Source organism: Stenotrophomonas sp. GL_111 (assembly GCF_057835245.1).
Genome location: NZ_CM174421.1, coordinates 246,664 through 264,207 on the forward strand (window position 1 = coordinate 246,664; position 17,544 = coordinate 264,207).

A 17,544-nucleotide genomic window follows, 5' to 3' on the forward strand; every position below is an offset into this window, starting at 1 on the left:
TCGATGTTGTCGATTACCGGTTATCCAGATCTGCGGCGTGCAGCCGATACCCCGGCATGCCGCACCAGCAAGGTGCGATCATGCCCATGATGAGGAAAGACAGGTGCGTATACGTCGCTGCGGAATCCTGATGCTCGAACCGATAGAGCAGGCACGCTTCCAGGTGGAGGATTTGCTTGCTGGCGGCAGTGGCCTGGTGCGTTCATTGCAGTGGCAGGCGCTTGCGCCACATCTTGATGCGCCGGTCGTGGTGGATGCGCAACAACGCGAACTGCTGGGTCAATTGAGCCCGAGCGAGTGGACGGACCCAACAGCGCTCTCGCTGGATACCAGGGCGCTGAATACATTGCTTGAGAAGGGCCTGATCCTGCCCGAGCCTGGGTCGAACCCTTCGATTGAACTGGCACATCATGACAACGATGTGCGGCTGCGCGCGGTGCACTGGCATCCACTGGGTGCGATCCTGCACGCGTTCACGCGTTGGGAAGCGGTGGATGCGGTCAAGAACACACTTGATTCGGGCACCGATACCGCAACGGGCATGCGTGAGGTACTGGGGCCGCCGCCGGCAATGCGCGAGGTGGATCTGGCGGATGCCGTGGCACTGCCACGCGTGCCGGGGGATGACTTTGATGCGCTGCTCCAGCGCCGGGCCACCTGCCGGAACTTCGATGAGGATCGCGCGCTGCCGCTGGCCCTGTTCGCACAGATGCTGCAGCGGGTGTTCGCAGCGCAGGCGGAAGTGAGAGTCGGGGATGATCTGGTCTTCCAGAAGAAGAACAGCCCTTCCGGAGGCGGCTTGCATCCGATGCAGGCCTACCTGATCGTGCAGAACGTGGAAGGGGTTGCACCGGGTCTGTACCGTTACCTCTGTGACTCCCATCAGTTGCTGCCGTTGCCGCCCGGTGCCCAATCCCTGCGCGACTTCAGCATGGAAGCGGTGGGTCAGCAGCACTGGTTCGCCAATGCGCACTGCCTGGTTGTGATGGTCCCGCGTTTCGACCGCACCTTCTGGAAGTACCGGCGGCACGCCAAGGGCTACCGCGTGGTGACGCTGGAGGCAGGGCACCTGTCGCAGACGTTGTACCTGTCGGCAACCGACCTGGGACTTGGCGCCTTCATCACCGGTGCCATCAACGAAAAGCACCTGGAGCGTGGCTTCGGCCTGGACCCCATCCAGCAAGGAGCGCTGGCGGTCTGCGGCTTCGGCTGGCGGGCAACGACGATGCAGACCGCCGAGTTGGACCCCCTCGAACAGATCTGGCAGCGGGTGGGGTGAGGCGCGGATTCAAGCCGCCCCATCCACCTCGAAATCCACCAGCACCGCCCCATCGCCCACCTGATCCCCGGCCTTGACCCGGTACCCCTGCACCACGCCATCGGCCGGTGCCTGCAGGGTGTGCTCCATCTTCATCGCTTCGAGCACCAGCAGCGGCGCACCGCGCTTGACCTTGGTGCCCGGTGCCACCGAGGTGGCGACGATACGTCCTGGCATCGGCGCCAGCAGGCTGCCGGCATCGGCCACGCTCTGGTCGGCTTCGCTGACCGGGTCGTGCAGGGTGAAGCGCTGCGTGCCTTCGCCGCCGAACAGGTACAGCTCGCTGCCATCGCGGACCACGCGGGCGCGGTGCAGGGCGTCGCCGCTTTGTACGCGCAGGGCGTCACCATTGAGGGCGCCGTAGGCGAGCACGCGGGTGTCGCCCACCGTCACCGTCCACGTACCGTCGTGTTCCAGCGCCGTCACCGGCTGCTGGGTGCCGCGATGCTCCAGGGTGAGTGCATGCGCCGCACGGGCGCCCAGGCGCCAGCCATCCTGCAGCTGCCAGGGCGAATGCGGGTCACGCGCATCGATGCGCGCGGCGGTCTGGCTGCCCACCGCGGCAATGGCCGCCAACGCCCACAGCGTCGGGTCGCTGTCGCCGGCATTGGGCGCCAGCGCGGTGTGTTCGCGCTCGATCAGCGCGGTATCCAGGTTGGCCTGGGTGAACGAATCGGTCAGTACCAGGCGGCGCAGGAACGCGGCGTTGGTGGTCACGCCGACCACTTCGCAGTCGGCCAGCGCCTGCTGCATGCGGCGCAGCGCGGCAGCGCGGTCGACGTCCCAGACGATCAGCTTGGCAATCATCGGGTCGTAGAACGGGGTGATCGCATCGCCCTGCTCGACACCGGCATCCACGCGCACATGGGCGTTCGCAACAGGCAGGCGCAGGTGGCGCAGCGTACCGGTGGAGGGCAGGAAGCCACGGTCGGCGTCTTCGGCGTACAGCCGCGCTTCCAGCGCATGGCCGTGGATCTTCAGCTGGTCCTGGCACAGCGGCAGTCGCTCGCCGCTGGCCACGCGCAGCTGCCATTCCACCAGGTCGGTGCCGGTGATGTACTCGGTGACCGGGTGCTCGACCTGCAGGCGGGTGTTCATTTCCATGAAGAAGAACGTGCCGTCCGGTGCGGCGATGAACTCCACCGTGCCGGCACCGACGTAGCTGACCGCGCGCGCGGCATTCACCGCGGCCTGGCCCATTGCAGCGCGGCGCTCGGGGGTCATGCCCGGCGCAGGCGCCTCTTCCAGCACCTTCTGGTGGCGGCGCTGCACCGAGCAGTCGCGCTCGAACAGATGCACCACGTTGCCGTGGCTGTCGCCGAACACCTGGATCTCGATATGGCGCGGGCGCTCGACGTACTTTTCCACCAGCACGTGCGCGTTGCCGAAGGCCGATTGCGCTTCGCGCTGGCAGCTGGCCAGCGCTTCGATGAAGTCGGCGCTGGCATCCACCCGGCGCATGCCCTTGCCGCCGCCGCCGGCGCTGGCCTTGATCAATACCGGGTAGCCGATGGCATCGGCCTGTTCGCGCAGGAACTGCGGCTCCTGTTGGTCGCCGTGGTAGCCGGGGGTCAGCGGCACGCCGGCCTGCTGCATCAGCGCCTTGGCCGCGCTCTTGTCGCCCATCGCGCGGATCGCCGCAGCGGTCGGGCCGATGAAGACGATGCCGGCCTCGGCACAGGCCTGGGCGAAGTCGGCGTTCTCGGAGAGGAAGCCGTAGCCGGGATGGATCGCCTGCGCCCCGGTGCGGCGCGCGGCGTCCAGGATGGCGTCCGCGCGCAGGTAGCTGTCGCGGGCGGCCGCCGGGCCGATCGCGATGGCTTCGTCGGCCAGGCGCACATGGCGCGCGTTGCGGTCGGCTTCGGAGTACACCGCCACGGTGGCGATGCCCAGGCGTTGGCAGGTGGCGATGACGCGGCAGGCGATTTCGCCGCGGTTGGCGATCAGGATCTTGGTGAACATGGTCTTCTCGTTGCGCGTGCCAGGGGCGGGCGGTCGGAAATACGGGGAGCGTCAGGCGGGCAGGGCGGTGCCGGGGCACCGCCACGGCCTTACATGCGGAACACGCCGAACTCGGTCTTGCGCGCCGGTGCGTTGAGGCTGGCCGACAACGCCAGGCCCAGCACGCGGCGGGTGTCGGCCGGGTCGATCACGCCGTCGTCCCACAGCCGTGCGCTGGCGTAGTAGGGGTGACCCTGCTGCTCGAACTGTTCGCGGATCGGGGATTTGAAGCCGTCTTCTTCCTCGGCCGACCACTGCCCGCCCTTGGCTTCGATGCCATCGCGCTTGACCGTGGCCAGCACGCTGGCGGCCTGCTCGCCGCCCATCACGCCGATGCGCGCGTTCGGCCACATCCACAGGAAGTTGGGCGAGTAGGCGCGGCCGCACATGCCGTAGTTGCCGGCACCGAACGAGCCGCCGATCACCACGGTGAACTTGGGCACCTTGGCGCAGGCCACCGCCATCACCAGCTTGGCGCCGTCCTTGGCGATGCCGCCATGTTCGTACTTGCGGCCGACCATGAAGCCGGTGATGTTCTGCAGGAACACCAGCGGGATGCCGCGCTGCGTGCACAGTTCGATGAAGTGCGCGCCCTTCAGCGCGGACTCGGAGAACAGGATGCCGTTGTTGGCGATGATGCCCACCGGGTAGCCGTGCAGGTGCGCGAAGCCGGTGACCAGGGTGTTGCCGTAGCGCGGCTTGAACTCGTCGAAACGCGAGTCGTCGACCAGGCGCATGATCACTTCGCGCACGTCGTAGGGCTTGCGCGTGTCGGCCGGGATCACCCCGTACAGGTCCTGCGCCGGGAACCGCGGTTCGACCGGTGCCTGCACCGCCAGCGCCGGCTCGGGCTTGCGCCAGTTGAGCTGGGCGATGATCGCGCGGACCCGGGCCAGCGCCTGCAGGTCGTTGTCGGCCATGTGGTCGGCCACGCCGGAAATGCGCGTGTGTACGTCGGCGCCGCCGAGTTCCTCGGCCGTCACCACTTCGCCGGTGGCGGCTTTCACCAGCGGCGGGCCGCCGAGGAAGATGGTGCCCTGCTCGCGCACGATCACCGTCTCATCGCTCATCGCCGGCACATAGGCGCCGCCGGCGGTGCAGCTGCCCATCACGCAGGCGATCTGCGGAATGCCCTGCGCCGACAGGTTGGCCTGGTTGTAGAAGATCCGGCCGAAATGGTCGCGGTCCGGGAACACCTCGTCCTGCAACGGCAGGAACGCACCACCGGAATCCACCAGGTAGATGCACGGCAGGCGGTTCTGTTCGGCCACTTCCTGCGCGCGCAGGTGCTTCTTGACCGTCATCGGGTAGTAGGTGCCGCCCTTGACGGTGGCATCGTTGGCCACGATCACGCACTCCACGCCCGACACCCGGCCAATGCCCGCCACCACACCGGCACTGGGAATGGGGTCGCCGTACATGCCGTGCGCGGCCAGCGGTGCAATCTCAAGGAACGCGCTGCCCGGATCGAGCAGTGCGTCGATGCGGTCGCGCACCAGCAGCTTGCCGCGCGCGGTGTGCTTGGCGCGGGCCGCCTCGCTGCCGCCCAGCGCGGTGCGCGCCAGGGTGGCGCGCAGGTCATCCACCACCGCCTGCAGGGCAGTGCGGTTGGCTTCGAACGTCTCGCTGCCGGGTTGCAGCTGGGTGGTCAGTACGGTCATGGGGTGCCCTTACTTGGTGCGCTGGAACAGTTCGCGGCCGATCAGCATGCGGCGGATCTCCGAGGTGCCGGCGCCGATTTCATACAGCTTGGCATCGCGCCACAGGCGGCCGGCCGGGTACTCGTTGATGTAGCCGTTGCCACCGAGGATCTGGATGGCCTGCCCGGTCAGCCAGGTGGCCTTCTCGGCCGAGTACAGGATCGCACCGGCAGCATCCTGGCGGGTGGTGCGGCCCTGGTCGCAGGCGCGCGCCACCGCATACACATAGGCGCGGCAGGCATTGAGGCCCACGTACATGTCGGCCAGCTTGGCCTGGATCAGCTGGAAGGTGCCGATCGCCTGGCCGAACTGCTTGCGCTCGTGCACGTAGGGCATCACTACGTCCATCGCCGCGGACATCAGCCCCAGCGGGCCGCCGGACAGCACCACGCGCTCGTAGTCCAGCCCGGACATCAGCACCTTGACGCCGCCGCCGACGCTGCCCAGCACGTTCTCGGCCGGCACTTCGCAGTCCACGAACACCAGTTCGCAGGTGTTGGAGCCGCGCATGCCCAGCTTGTCCAGCTTCTGCGCGGTGGAGAAGCCCTTCATGCCCTTCTCGATCAGGAACGCGGTGATGCCCTTGGCACCGGCGTCCACGTCGGTCTTGGCGTACACCACCAGCACGTCGGCATCCGGGCCGTTGGTGATCCACATCTTGTTGCCGTTGAGCACGTAATGGTCGCCACGCTTGTCGGCACGCAGCTTCATCGACACCACGTCCGACCCGGCGCCGGGTTCGCTCATCGCCAGCGCGCCGACCTTCTCACCGCTGCACAGGCCGGGCAGGAAGCGCTGCTTCTGCGCCTCGGTACCGTTCTTGCGCAGCTGGTTCACGCACAGGTTGGAGTGCGCGCCGTAGGACAGGCCGATGCTGCCGGAGGCGCGCGAAATTTCTTCCATCGCCACCACGTGGGCCAGGTAGCCCATGCCGCTGCCGCCGTATTCTTCTTCCACGGTCAGGCCGAGCAGGCCCTGTTCGCCCAGCTGGCGCCATAGTGCGTGCGGGAACAGGTTCTCTTCGTCGGCCTTGGCCGCCAGCGGCGCGATCTGCGCCGAGGCAAAATGGGCCACGCTCTGGCGCAGCAGGTCGATCTCGTCACCGAGGTCGAAGTTCATGGTGGGCACGTGCATGGGGCAACTCCGCAACTGCTTGGATGGACGCGCCAGGTGGGGACGCGGTGGTTGGGGCGGCTCAACCCGTCCGGCGGTTCAGGGCCGTCCCACGGGCGATTTGGCCCAGCGTAGCGGGGTTCGCGGAAGAAGTGAACACAAATTCAAAAATTGAACATAGAATCAACAAATGGCCTACAAACGCTCTGCACTGATGGAAGAACGCCTGGCCGGAGCCCGTGAACGGATCCTGCTGGCCACCCGTGTGCTGGTTGCCGCCGGCGGCTACCGCAATGCCCCGGTGACCGCCGTGGCGGCCGAGGCCGGGGTCTCCACCGGGCTGATCTACCGCCACTTCCCGTCCAAGGCCGAGCTGTTCGTGGAGGTGCTGACCGCCGCGGTGGAGCACGAGCTGCGCATCTTCGAGGCGATCGCGGCCGAGCCGCTGCCCGCCCCGGAACGGCTGCGCCGGGCGATCACCGCCTTCGTCCGCCGCGCGCTCGCCGGGCCCGGGCTGGCTTACGCCTTCATCGCCGAGCCGGTCGACCCGGAGGTGGAAGCCGAGCGCATCCGCTGCCGTCGGCTGTTCGGTGAGGTGTTCCGGCGCATCGTCGCCGACGGCATCGAGGCGGGCACGTTCCCGGCGCAGGACACCCATGTCGCGGCAGCCTGCATCGTCGGTGCCTTCACCGAAGCGCTGGTCGGCCCGACCGCACCCAGCCGCGACGCGCATGGCGATGAAGTGGCACTGGTGGAGTCGATCTGCGTTTTCTGCCTGAGGGCGGCCGGCGCCTGAGCCGTGCCGATGTTGCAATGCGACACCCCGGCGTGGCTTGCAGAGCCCCGCCGACGCTGGTCATACTCGGGCAACAAGCCGTGGTCCAACGACTACCAGCCAGGGGTATAGAGAGTGCGGAATTACGACCTCGAGTTCCTGAAACGCTTTTCCATGGTCATTGCCTTATTGATGGCCATCACGCTCGGCCTGATTCTGTTCGCTGCGTACCTGCACACCAGCATTCCCCCTGAAATCTCACCGATGGCGGTCAAGCGCACCGAACAGCGCATTGCCCCGGCCGGTGCGGTCTACGCCGGCAGTACCGGCGCGGCCGCGCAGGCGGCTGCCAAGGCCGCCTCGCTGGCCAAGGCGGCCTCGCAGGTGGCCTATGGCGGCACCAAGGATGGCAAGGTGATCTTCGACAACCTGTGCACTGCCTGCCATACCAACGGGGTGGGCAATGCGCCGACCCTGGACCACCGGCATTGGGATGCGCGCATCGCCCAGGGCAAGGACACCCTCTACAAGCACGCGCTGGAGGGCTACACCGGCCCGGACGGCGGGATCATGCCGCCCAAGGGTGGCAACCCGGCGCTGACCGAAGAGCAGATCCACGCCACCGTCGACTGGATGCTGGCCAACCTCAAGTAGGCCCGTTCAGGCTTTGCCGGATCTGCCCACCGACGCCGCCGCAAGGCGGCGTTGTCGTTGCGTTGCTACCATCGGCGACGGTCGTTGACGGGCACATGGCCCGGTCATCTTTTGTTGCCAGACTTGCCGTACTTTCCCGGAGTCGTGTTGCCCATGCGTCGTTCCCCGCTTGTGTTCGCCCTCGCGCTGGCCCTGTCCGGCACCGTCCACGCCGCCCAGCCGCAACGCACCGCCACGGCGCAGGCGCAGCCGGCCCCGGCCAGCGCCACGCTCACCCTGACCGCCGCCCCCAACGATTGGCGCGCACTGGAGGGCAAGCAGGTCCGCATCGCCGCGCCGCTGACGTTGGCCGGCACCGACGGGCTGTCGCGCTTCGGTGAGCTCACCGTGGCCTTCGGCGGGCGCCTGTGGCAGCCCAGCGAAGTGGCCGCACCGCGCACCGCCGGGCATGCCCAGGTGGCCGCCGACAACCAGCACCGCCGCCTGTTGCTGGACGACGGCAGCGACGCGCGCGACCCGGGCCCGGTGGCCTACCTGCCGGCCGGTGCCAACCTGCGTACCGGCATGGTGCTGCGCAATGTCGAAGGGATCGTGCGGGTGGACGCCAAGGGCACGCCGCGTCTGCAGTTGAGCAAGCCCCTGCAGCTGCCCGCGCTGCAGCGCCCGGCGGTACCGGTGGTGGCCGGCACGCTGCACGTGGCCGCCTTCAACCTGGAGAACTTCTTCAACGGTGACGGCCAGGGCGGTGGCTTCCCGACCCTGCGCGGCGCACGCACGCCGGCCGAGCATCTGGCGCAGAAGACCAAGCTGGTGGGCACCATCAATGCACTCGGTGCCGATGTGGCCGCACTGATGGAGCTGGAGAACGACGGCTACGGCCCCACCTCGGCGATCGCCCAGCTGGTGGATGCGCTCAATGCCGACCGCGGTGCCGGTGCCGACTGGCGCTTCATCGATGCGGCCAAGGGCCCGGGCGAGAACCCGATCCGGGTCGGCATCATCTACCGTGCCTCCAAGGTCACCCCGGTCGGCGCGCCGGCCGTGCTGGAGCAGGGCCCGTTCGGCCCGCACAGCCGGGTACCGCTGGCGCAGGCGTTCCGCGCCGGCCAGGGTGCGCCGTTCGTGGTGGTGGCCAACCACTTCAAGTCCAAGGGCTGTTCGGAAGCCAGCGGCGCCGATGCCGACCAGAAGGACGACCAGGCCTGCTGGAACGCCACCCGCGTGGCCTCGGCGCAGCTGCTGGACCAGTGGCTGCGTACCGACCCGACCGGTGTTGGCAGCACCGATGCCGTGCTGCTGGGCGATTTCAACGCCTATGCAATGGAAGACCCGATCCGCACCCTGCACGATGCCGGCTGGCGCGATGCCTTCGCGGTGGCCAAGGTCGAGCGCCCCTACAGCTACGTCTACAACGGCATGAGCGGGCGACTGGACCACGCACTGCTCAGCCCGGGCATGGCGGCACGCCTGCGCGGCGCGGCCGAATGGCATACCAATGCCGATGAGGCCGATGACGTGGGCTACCGCGACCGCAATGAAACCGGCCCGTGGCGCAGTTCCGACCATGATCCGCTGCTGCTGGGGTTTGACCGGTAAGGACATCCTGGCCGCGCAAGCGGGGGACTGTCAGGCGGCCCAGGCGATCAACCCGATCGCCACCACCGCCAAGGCCAGGCCCGCGCGGTTCCAGCGCGTGGTGGGCTCGCCGAAGGCGGCCATGCCCACCACCGCGCCCAGCACCACCACGCCGATGTTCATGCCCGCGAACACGGTGGCCGGGCTGGTCGGCAACGCCTGGTGGGCGTGCACGTAGAACAGGATGTTGCCGCCGTTCAACAGCCCCAGCAGTGCGCCGGCGCCGAGGTTGCGCCAGGCCATCGGGCTGCGCCCGGTCACGTGCCGCCACAACTGCAGCGCCAGCATCAGCACGAAGGCGAGGCTGAAGCAGACCAGCAGGGCCGCCATCGAGGGCGTGCCCGACAGCGCCACCTGCTTGAGCAGGATGTCCACCACCGCAAACCCGATCCAGACGCCCAGCAACCAGCGCCAGTTGCCTGCGCTGGCCTCCACCGCCGGTCCGCGGGGGCGCGCGCTGATGGCCACCATCGCCACCAGCCCCAGGCCCAGCCCGGCCAGCTTCCACGGCGTGGCGGTCTGCCCGAAGAACGCGAACGCGGCGATCAGCGAGAGCAGCAGCGACAGCCGCTGGGCCACATCGCTGCGCACGATCCCGGCCACCGCCACCGCGCGGCCCAGCACCAGGAAGATCGCCGGCAGCACCACCGCCAGCGTCAGCAGCGCCAGCCACGGCGCGTGCGGTGCACGCAGGCTGTCCAGCGGCGGTTGCAGCACGCTGGCGGTCAGGGTGGCGGCCACCAGGTAGTTCCAGGTAACCATCTGCGCCACATCCAGGCGATGGCGCGTGGCCAGCTTGAGCAGCACGGACACCAGCACGCTGCAGAGCACGGCCAAAGAGAGGTAGAGCATGGGCGGGGACAGGCCAGCGGCGGGGGACGTTATCATGGTGCCATGCAAAATCCCCACGTCCCCACGTTCCCTGCCGCGTCCGGCCCCCTCACCCTGGCCGGCCCGGTCGGCCCGCTGGAGGTCGCTGTCGACCTGCCCACCGGCGATGCGCCGGTGCAGCCGATCGTGGCGGTGATCTGCCACCCGCTGTCCACCGAAGGCGGCACCCTGCACAACAAGGTGGTGACCATGGTCGCCACCACCCTGCGCGCGCTGGGCATCACCACGGTGCGCTTCAACTTCCGCAGCGTGGGCGCCTCGGCCGGCAGTTTCGACCATGGCATTGGTGAGCAGGACGACCTGGCAGCCGTGGTGGCCTGGGTCCGCGCGCAGCGCCCGGATCAGCGCCTGTGGCTGGCCGGCTTCAGTTTCGGTGCGTTCGTCTCGCTCAAGGCGAGCGGTGCGCTGCAGCCCGACGCGCTGATCTCGATCGCACCGCCGGCCGGGCGCTGGGACTTCAGCGGCGTGCAGCCGCCGGCCCAGTGGCTGGTGATCCAGGGCGAGCAGGACGAAATCGTCGACCCGCAGGCCGTGTATGACTGGCTGGCGTCGTTGGAGGCGCCGCACGAACTGGTGCGCATGCCCGACACCAGCCACTTCTTCCATCGCAAGCTGATCGATCTGCGCGGCGCGCTCACCCACGGCGTCAAGCACTGGCTGCCGCAGCCGGACAGCAGCGCGGCATGAGTGAGCAGGCAATGACCCCGTCGCAGCGCTACGCCGAGGGCGTGGCCCGGGGCGAATGGCAGAACGACCCGGCCCAGCACGCCGCGCTGGCCGAGCTCGATCGCATCCACACGGCCCTGGTGGACAGCGCCCAGGACGGCTGGCTGGACCGGCTGTCGGCCTTCTGGAAGAAGCCCGAGCCGGTCAAGGGTTTGTACTTCTGGGGCGGGGTGGGGCGCGGCAAGACCTTCCTGGTCGATCTGTTCTATGACGGCCTGCCGATCGAGCAGAAATACCGCACCCATTTCCACCGCTTCATGCGTGGCATCCACGAGCGCCTGCGCGAGCACCAGGGACAGAGCGACCCGCTGGCGAAGATCGCCCAGGAATGGCGCAGCAAGCTGCGCGTGCTGGTGCTGGACGAGTTCTTCGTTACCGACATCGGCGATGCCATGTTGCTGGCGCGCCTGCTGGAGCGCCTGTTCGCCGAAGGCGTGACGTTGGTGACCACCTCCAACACCGCCGTGGAGAACCTGTACCTCAACGGCCTGCAGCGTGACAGCTTCATGCCGGCGATCGGCCTGCTGCAGACCTACTGCGTGGAGCTGTACGCCGAGGGCACCGAGGATTACCGGATGCGCGCGCTGACCCGCTCGCCGGTGTACCAGGCCCCGCGTGACGCCGGCAGCGATGCGTGGCTGGCCTCGCGCTGGGCTGAGCTCAGCGGCGGCCAGCCGGCCAAGGCCGGCAACATCGAAATCGAAAGCCGCAAGATCCCGGTGCGTGGGCGCGGCAAGAGCATCGTCTGGTTCGATTTCAAGGCGCTGTGCGAGGGCCCGCGCGGTCCGTCGGACTACATCGAGATCGCGCATGAGTTCAACACCTTGCTGCTGGGCGACATTCCGCATTTCGACAAACTCAACGAGGACGCGGCACGGCGCTTCGTCAACCTGATCGATGAGCTGTACGACCGCCACGTCAACATTGTCTGCACCGCCACCGACAGCCCGGTCGCGCTGTACTCGGGCGTCCGCCTGCAGGGCGCGTTCGAACGCACCGCCTCGCGCCTGATCGAAATGCAGAGCGCCGAATACCTGGGCACGCCGCACCGGGCGTAGTGCGGCGCGTGTGCGGCGCTACCGCTGCCCGCTCAGGGCTTGGGCAGCGCCAGCGCGTTGGTGTGCGGCTGCTCATGGGAGACCGCTGCGGCGTCCTCGTCGCGGTCCATCACCATCATCGCCAGCGGCTTGCCCTGGTAGCGCACTTCCAGCGCCTGCTGCAGCTGGTCCAAGGCCAGCACCTGCGTGCACAGCGCCTCGGCCTGGCCTTCCAGTGCCTGCGCGCGCACCTCCATGCGCTGGTCCAGCTCGACCTCCATCTTCTCGGCACGGGCCTCGATGCGGGCAGCGGCGCCGGTGAACATCGACCACATCATGCCGCTGGCCAGCGAACTGGCCACCGACTCGGCCGCCTGTTCGACGTGCTGCTCGAAGCCTGCGTTGAAATCGTCCTGTTCCCAGATGCCGCGGCCCAGGGTGCGGCCGACGTAGTCGTGGGCGTCCGCGCGCAGGCTGTCCACCTGTTTGGCCTTGCGTCGGCTGCCGCTGAGGATCTCCACGGTGGCCCCGAACGCATCGAAGGCGATGTCGACCGCCCCGCCGGCCACCCCGGCCACCGCCGGTACCAGCTGCCGGGTGCCCCATTCGAGCTGGCGCAGGCGCTGCGCATCGGCGGCGCTGACCGGGATCGGCTGGCGGTCGATGTTCAGTTCGCCATCGTGGAAGAAGATCTCCGCCGGCACCTGGTCGCGCTGGCGCAGCCAGATCCCGCCACTGTCCACCAGTACGTTGTAAGGCGTACTGACCCCGCACTGGCGCGAGTTGAGCTGCAGCCCCGCGCCCTTCTCGGCGGCCGCTGCCACGGGGGCGCCGATGGCCAGCGCCAGGCTCAACGACAGACATCCGGTCAGGGGCAGGCGCATGCGGCGGGCTCGGAGCAGGGAGTGGGTCCAGCCTCGCACTGGCGGTGGGGGCCTGCGCGGGTCGGAAGTCACCCTGACCGGCGGCAACCGGGCGGGCGATGTTAGGGTCCTGTGAGGGTCGCTGTTCTGTTTTCCGCGCCCCTGCGTCGCATCCGGAATGGCTGTTCCGGCCTTGACTGCGCACGTGCTTTCGACGGGTCCAGACCGCTCGTCGGATGCCCTCCAGGAGGAATCCTTGCGCCGCAAGGGATTGCCCATTTTCACTACATTTGGCGTTGACGATCCCCGGTACCCCCACTATCTTGTGGCCGTCGGTCCCGGCGACCACAAGTCGTCGGGTATATCGCCTTCACGCCATTGGCCTGAAGACCTACTGACAACAGCACGAAGTACAGCGTGCGGAACGGGTCGCAACACTCTCCAGGGGGAGAGGACCGGTGAGACAGGGGAACCGCCCGCGCAGGCCTGCCTGCGCCAGTCGCGGCTCCTGCGACACCGTTGGTCCACCCTGAGAGACCCTGCGCCGGTCCGGCGCCTGCCAAGCAGGCCAGACGCTGTGCCACCCCACATCACGCCAAGAGGAAAACGCCGTGAGCACCGAAACCAGCGCAGCCATCGATAAGGAAAGCGAGTTCCTGCTGACCTCGCCGCCCACGGCCACCGCCATGAGCGTCACCAAGCGCAACGGCACTACCGAACTGGTGGACCTGAACAAGATCGTGCGCGCCGTGCAGCGCTCGGCCGAGGGCCTGCATTCGGTTGATCCGATGCGCGTGGCCACCCGCACCATCTCCGGCCTGTACAACGGTGCCACCACCCAGGAGCTGGACGAACTGTCGATCCGCACCTCGGCGCTGCTGATCGGTGAAGAACCTGAATATGGCCGTCTGGCCGCGCGTCTGCTGGCCAACTTCATCGCCAAGGAAGTGTCGGGCCAGGAAATCTACGCCTTCTCCCAGTCGGTTGGCCGTGGCCACGAAGTGGGCCTGATCAACGACCGCCTGCTGAACTTCGTGCAGACCAACGCGCGCAAGCTCAACGATGCGATCGACATCTCGCTTGACCTGAATTTCGATTACTTCGGCCTGCGTACCCTGTACGACCGCTACCTGCTGCGCCATCCGCACACCCGCAAGGTGATCGAGACCCCGCAGCAGTTCTTCCTGCGCATCGCCAGTGCACTGAGCGAAGACGTGCCGGAAACCCTGGCGCTGTACAAGCGCATGGGCAGCCTGGACTACCTGCCGTCCAGCCCGACCCTGTTCAACTCCGGCACCACCCACGAGCAGCTGTCCTCGTGCTTCCTGCTCGATTCCCCGCAGGATTCGCTGGAGTCGATCTATTCCAAGTACGGCGATATTGCCCAGCTGTCCAAGTTCAGCGGCGGCATCGGCGTCAGCTACAGCCGCGTGCGTTCGCGTGGTTCGTTGATCAAGTCGACCAACGGCCATTCCAACGGCATCGTGCCGTGGCTCAAGACCATGGATTCCTCGGTCGCTGCGGTGAACCAGGGGGGCAAGCGCAAGGGCGCGGCCTGTGTGTACCTGGAAACCTGGCACGCCGACATCGAGGACTTCCTCGAGCTGCGTGACAACACCGGTGACGAGTCGCGCCGTGCGCACAACCTGAACCTGGCCAACTGGATCCCGGACCTGTTCATGAAGCGCGTGGAGGCCGACCAGGAATGGTCGCTGTTCGATCCGCGCGTGGTGCCCGAGTTCACCGACCTGTTTGGTGAAGCCTTCGAGCAGGCTTACCTGCAGGCCGAAGCCCAGGGCAAGGCCAACCGCACCATCTCCGCGCGCAAGCTGTACTCGCGGATGATGCGCACCCTGGCCGAGACCGGCAACGGTTGGATGACCTTCAAGGACAAGTGCAACCGCGCCAGCAACCAGACGCTGCGCGCCGGCAACGTGATCCACCTGTCCAACCTGTGCACCGAAATCCTGGAAATCACCTCGGCCGAAGAAACCGCGGTGTGCAACCTGGGCTCGATCAACCTGGGCAACCACTTCGACGGCAACGGCGAGTTCGACTACGACAAGCTGGCCGACACCGTGCGCCTGGCCGTGCGCCAGCTCGACCGCGTCATCGACCTGAACTTCTACCCGATCGAAACCGCCCGCCGCGGCAACCTGCGCTGGCGTCCGGTCGGCCTGGGCTGCATGGGCCTGCAGGACGTGTTCTTCCGCAAGCGCCTGGCCTTTGACAGTGCCGAAGCCCGCGCGCTGTCGAAGAAGATCGCCGAGACCATCTACTTCCACGCGCTGGAGACCTCGGTCGAACTGGCCCAGGAACGCGGCAAGCACCCGTCCTTCGCCGACACCCGTGCGGCCAGCGGCGAGCTGCAGTTCGATGCCTGGAACGTGGTGCCCGAAGATGCCGCCCGCTGGGATGCCCTGCGCGAGCGCATCAAGGAACATGGCCTGCGCAACTCGCTGCTGATCGCGATTGCCCCGACCGCCACCATCGCCTCGATCGCCGGTTGCTACGAGTGCGTCGAGCCGCAGGTGTCCAACCTGTTCAAGCGCGAAACCCTGTCCGGTGACTTCCTGCAGGTCAACCGCTACCTGGTCAACGAGCTGAAGAAGCTGGGCCACTGGACGCCGGAAATGCGCGATGCGATCAAGCTCGCCGAAGGCTCGATCCAGGGCATTCCGCAGATCCCGGAAACGCTGCGCCACATCTACCGCACCGCGTGGGAACTGCCGATGCGCTCGCTGATCGACATGGCCGCCGAACGCGGCGCGTTCATCGACCAGTCCGCCTCGCTCAACCTGTTCATGGAAAGCCCGAACATCGGCGCGATGTCCTCCATGTACATGTACGCCTGGAAGCAGGGCATCAAGACCACCTACTACCTGCGTTCGCGTCCGGCCACCAAGATCGCCAAGACCACGATCAGCCAGGGTTCGCATGCCGCACCGGAGAAGGTGTTCAGCCCGGACGAAGCCGTGGCCTGCTCGCTGGAGAACCCGGAAAGCTGCGAGGCGTGCCAATAAAAAGGCGTGCCGGCCCAACGGGCCGGCACCTCCCGCTGCGGTAGGTACCGACCGTTGGTCGGTACGAAACATGATCGACACCGTTACACCGCCGGGCCACGCCCGGCTGCTCCACCCCCGATACCGCTGTCACCGCAGGCGCGCCTGCGATGCCGGAAGCCCGCCGCGCACACGCGCGGGTCTTTCGACGCCTCCCCGATCGGGAGGCCGCCACTGAATCAAGGAATTCCCATGGCCGACAAGCCCAAGCAGATGTTGCTCGATCCCGGTTTTGAACTGACGTTGCGCCCGATGCGCTACCCGCAGTTCTATGACATGTATCGCAACGCGATCAAGAACACCTGGACCGTCGAGGAAATCAATTTCCAGATCGACATCAGCGACCTGCACGGCAAGATGTCGCCGGGCGAGCGCCACCTGATCCATCGCCTGGTCGCGTTCTTCGCCACCGGCGACTCGATCGTGTCCAACAACCTGGTGCTGAACCTGTACCAGCACTTGAACGCGCCCGAAGCGCGCATGTACCTGTCGCGCCAGCTGTACGAAGAAGCGCTGCACGTGCAGTTCTACCTGACCCTGCTCGACAACTACCTGCCCGATCCGGACGAGCGCGTCAAAGCGTTCGCGGCGGTGGAGAACATCGACTCGATCAAGAAGAAGGCCGATTTCTGCTTCAAGTGGATCGACTCGATCCAGGACCTGCGCCGCATCGAAACGCGCGAAGAGCGCCGCCAGTTCCTGCTCAACCAGATCTGCTTCGCCGCCTGCATCGAAGGCCTGTTCTTCTTTGCCGCCTTCGCCTACGTGTACTACTTCCGTTCGCGCGGCCTGCTCAACGGCCTGGCCTCGGGGACCAACTGGGTGTTCCGCGACGAAAGCGCGCACATGGACTTCGCCTTCGAGTGCGTGGACGTGATCCGCGAGGAAGAGCCGGACCTGTTCGACGATGCGATGAAGCAGCAGGTCTATGACATGCTGGCCGAAGCCATCGAATGCGAAGTCCAGTTCGCCGAAGACGTGCTGTCCGGCGGCGTGGCGGGCATTTCCACCCGCGACATGCGCCAGTACCTGCAGCACTGCGCCGACAACCATTTCCACCGCCTGGGCATGGAGCGCAAGTACAACGTGCGCAACCCGCTCAGCTTCATGGAACTGCAGGACGTGCAGGAACTGACCAACTTCTTCGAACGCCGCTCCTCGGCCTACCAGGTGGGCGTGCAGGGCGAAGTGTCGTTCGACATGTCGTTCTGATTCCGACCGCACGAACGCGACACTGAAAAACCCCGGCCACCGCCGGGGTTTTTCGTTTCAGCCCCCCGCCCGCCCTCCCACTCACACTCCCTGCCGTATCATCCGCGCCGAACCCCAAACACAACCGGCCACCGCCATGTCCCCGACCCCCGACCCCCTCGCGCCCACTGAAATCAGCATGGCCGAGATCGTCTTCCCCAACCACACCAACCACCTGGGCACCTTGTTCGGTGGCCAGGCGCTGGCATGGATGGACAAGGCCGCTTTCCTCGCCGCCGCCCGCTACTCGCGCCGCACCGTGGTCACCGCGCGCTCGGACCAGGTCGATTTCAAGCTGCCGATCCGCATCGGCCAGATGGTGGAGACCATCGGCCGCATCGTCGAAGTGGGCCGCAGCTCGATGAAGGTCGAAGTGGAACTGATCGCCGAAGACCTGCACACCGGCGAGCGCAAACTCTGCACCCGCGGCCACTTCGTGATGATCGCCCTGGACGCCGACGGTCACCCCATCGCCGTGCCGCCGCTGCCCGAGGCCATCCCCGGCCCGTAATGCCCGC

At 67.2% G+C, this 17,544-nt stretch carries 14 protein-coding genes; 9 read left to right on the top strand and 5 right to left on the bottom strand.

Annotated elements, in window-relative coordinates:
* Positions 1-103 precede the first annotated feature (103 nt).
* Entirely contained in the window at positions 104-1,279 is a 1,176-nt protein-coding gene (locus tag AC3IPM_RS01065; RefSeq protein ID WP_489302082.1) for a putative peptide maturation dehydrogenase, read from the top strand.
* A 9-nt stretch (positions 1,280-1,288) separates the two neighbouring features.
* Here AC3IPM_RS01065 and AC3IPM_RS01070 read toward each other — a convergent pair whose 3' ends face one another.
* The 3 genes from AC3IPM_RS01070 to AC3IPM_RS01080 all read right to left on the bottom strand — a co-directional run bounded on the left by AC3IPM_RS01070 (position 1,289) and on the right by AC3IPM_RS01080 (position 6,153).
* Positions 1,289-3,280, bottom strand: coding sequence for an acetyl/propionyl/methylcrotonyl-CoA carboxylase subunit alpha (locus tag AC3IPM_RS01070; protein ID WP_489302083.1), 1,992 nt, complete (start codon positions 3,278-3,280; stop codon positions 1,289-1,291).
* Positions 3,281-3,369: 89 nt separating this feature from the next.
* A complete protein-coding gene (locus tag AC3IPM_RS01075) occupies positions 3,370-4,980 on the bottom strand; it encodes a carboxyl transferase domain-containing protein (protein WP_489302084.1) in 1,611 nt (536 codons plus the stop codon).
* Positions 4,981-4,989: 9 nt separating this feature from the next.
* Positions 4,990-6,153 carry an isovaleryl-CoA dehydrogenase gene (locus tag AC3IPM_RS01080; RefSeq protein WP_489302085.1) on the bottom strand — a complete coding sequence of 388 codons (1,164 nt, stop codon included), beginning with the start codon at positions 6,151-6,153 and terminating at the stop codon, positions 4,990-4,992.
* Positions 6,154-6,322: 169 nt separating this feature from the next.
* On the opposite strand from AC3IPM_RS01080, the gene AC3IPM_RS01085 reads away from it, so the two are divergent.
* The 3 genes from AC3IPM_RS01085 to AC3IPM_RS01095 all read left to right on the top strand — a co-directional run bounded on the left by AC3IPM_RS01085 (position 6,323) and on the right by AC3IPM_RS01095 (position 9,157).
* Complete coding sequence (locus tag AC3IPM_RS01085) at positions 6,323-6,928, top strand: TetR/AcrR family transcriptional regulator (RefSeq protein ID WP_489302086.1); 606 nt, start codon at positions 6,323-6,325, stop codon at positions 6,926-6,928.
* Positions 6,929-7,042: 114 nt separating this feature from the next.
* Positions 7,043-7,561 carry a c-type cytochrome gene (locus AC3IPM_RS01090; protein WP_489302087.1) on the top strand — a complete coding sequence of 173 codons (519 nt, stop codon included), beginning with the start codon at positions 7,043-7,045 and terminating at the stop codon, positions 7,559-7,561.
* A gap of 153 nt (positions 7,562-7,714) precedes the next feature.
* Entirely contained in the window at positions 7,715-9,157 is a 1,443-nt protein-coding gene (locus tag AC3IPM_RS01095; protein ID WP_489302088.1) for an ExeM/NucH family extracellular endonuclease, read from the top strand.
* A gap of 30 nt (positions 9,158-9,187) precedes the next feature.
* Here the strand turns inward: AC3IPM_RS01095 and AC3IPM_RS01100 are convergent, their stop codons facing one another.
* The gene (locus AC3IPM_RS01100; RefSeq protein ID WP_489302089.1) at positions 9,188-10,048 is read right to left on the bottom strand and encodes an EamA family transporter; all 861 of its coding nucleotides are present in this window, start codon (positions 10,046-10,048) and stop codon (positions 9,188-9,190) included.
* Between the two features lie 42 nt (positions 10,049-10,090).
* On the opposite strand from AC3IPM_RS01100, the gene AC3IPM_RS01105 reads away from it, so the two are divergent.
* Positions 10,091-10,774: an alpha/beta hydrolase gene (locus AC3IPM_RS01105; RefSeq protein WP_489302090.1), complete on the top strand. Its 684-nt coding sequence runs from the start codon at positions 10,091-10,093 to the stop codon at positions 10,772-10,774.
* A complete protein-coding gene (gene zapE, locus AC3IPM_RS01110) occupies positions 10,771-11,871 on the top strand; it encodes a cell division protein ZapE (protein ID WP_489302091.1) in 1,101 nt (366 codons plus the stop codon). Before AC3IPM_RS01105 ends, zapE begins: the two co-directional genes overlap by 4 nt.
* 32 nt (positions 11,872-11,903) lie before the next feature.
* On the opposite strand, the gene AC3IPM_RS01115 is transcribed toward zapE, so the two are convergent.
* The gene (locus AC3IPM_RS01115; protein ID WP_489302092.1) at positions 11,904-12,734 is read right to left on the bottom strand and encodes a DUF2884 family protein; all 831 of its coding nucleotides are present in this window, start codon (positions 12,732-12,734) and stop codon (positions 11,904-11,906) included.
* A gap of 590 nt (positions 12,735-13,324) precedes the next feature.
* Here AC3IPM_RS01115 and AC3IPM_RS01120 point away from each other — a divergent pair.
* From AC3IPM_RS01120 to AC3IPM_RS01130, 3 genes are all read left to right on the top strand, one after another.
* Positions 13,325-15,736, top strand: a complete 2,412-nt coding sequence (locus tag AC3IPM_RS01120; protein WP_489302093.1) for a ribonucleoside-diphosphate reductase subunit alpha — start codon at positions 13,325-13,327, stop codon at positions 15,734-15,736.
* A 231-nt stretch (positions 15,737-15,967) separates the two neighbouring features.
* On the top strand, positions 15,968-16,987 hold the full coding sequence (locus AC3IPM_RS01125; RefSeq protein ID WP_489302094.1) for a ribonucleotide-diphosphate reductase subunit beta: 1,020 nt from the start codon (positions 15,968-15,970) through the stop codon (positions 16,985-16,987).
* 136 nt (positions 16,988-17,123) lie between these two features.
* Positions 17,124-17,537, top strand: a complete 414-nt coding sequence (locus AC3IPM_RS01130) for an acyl-CoA thioesterase (protein WP_489302095.1) — start codon at positions 17,124-17,126, stop codon at positions 17,535-17,537.
* Positions 17,538-17,544 lie beyond the last annotated feature (7 nt).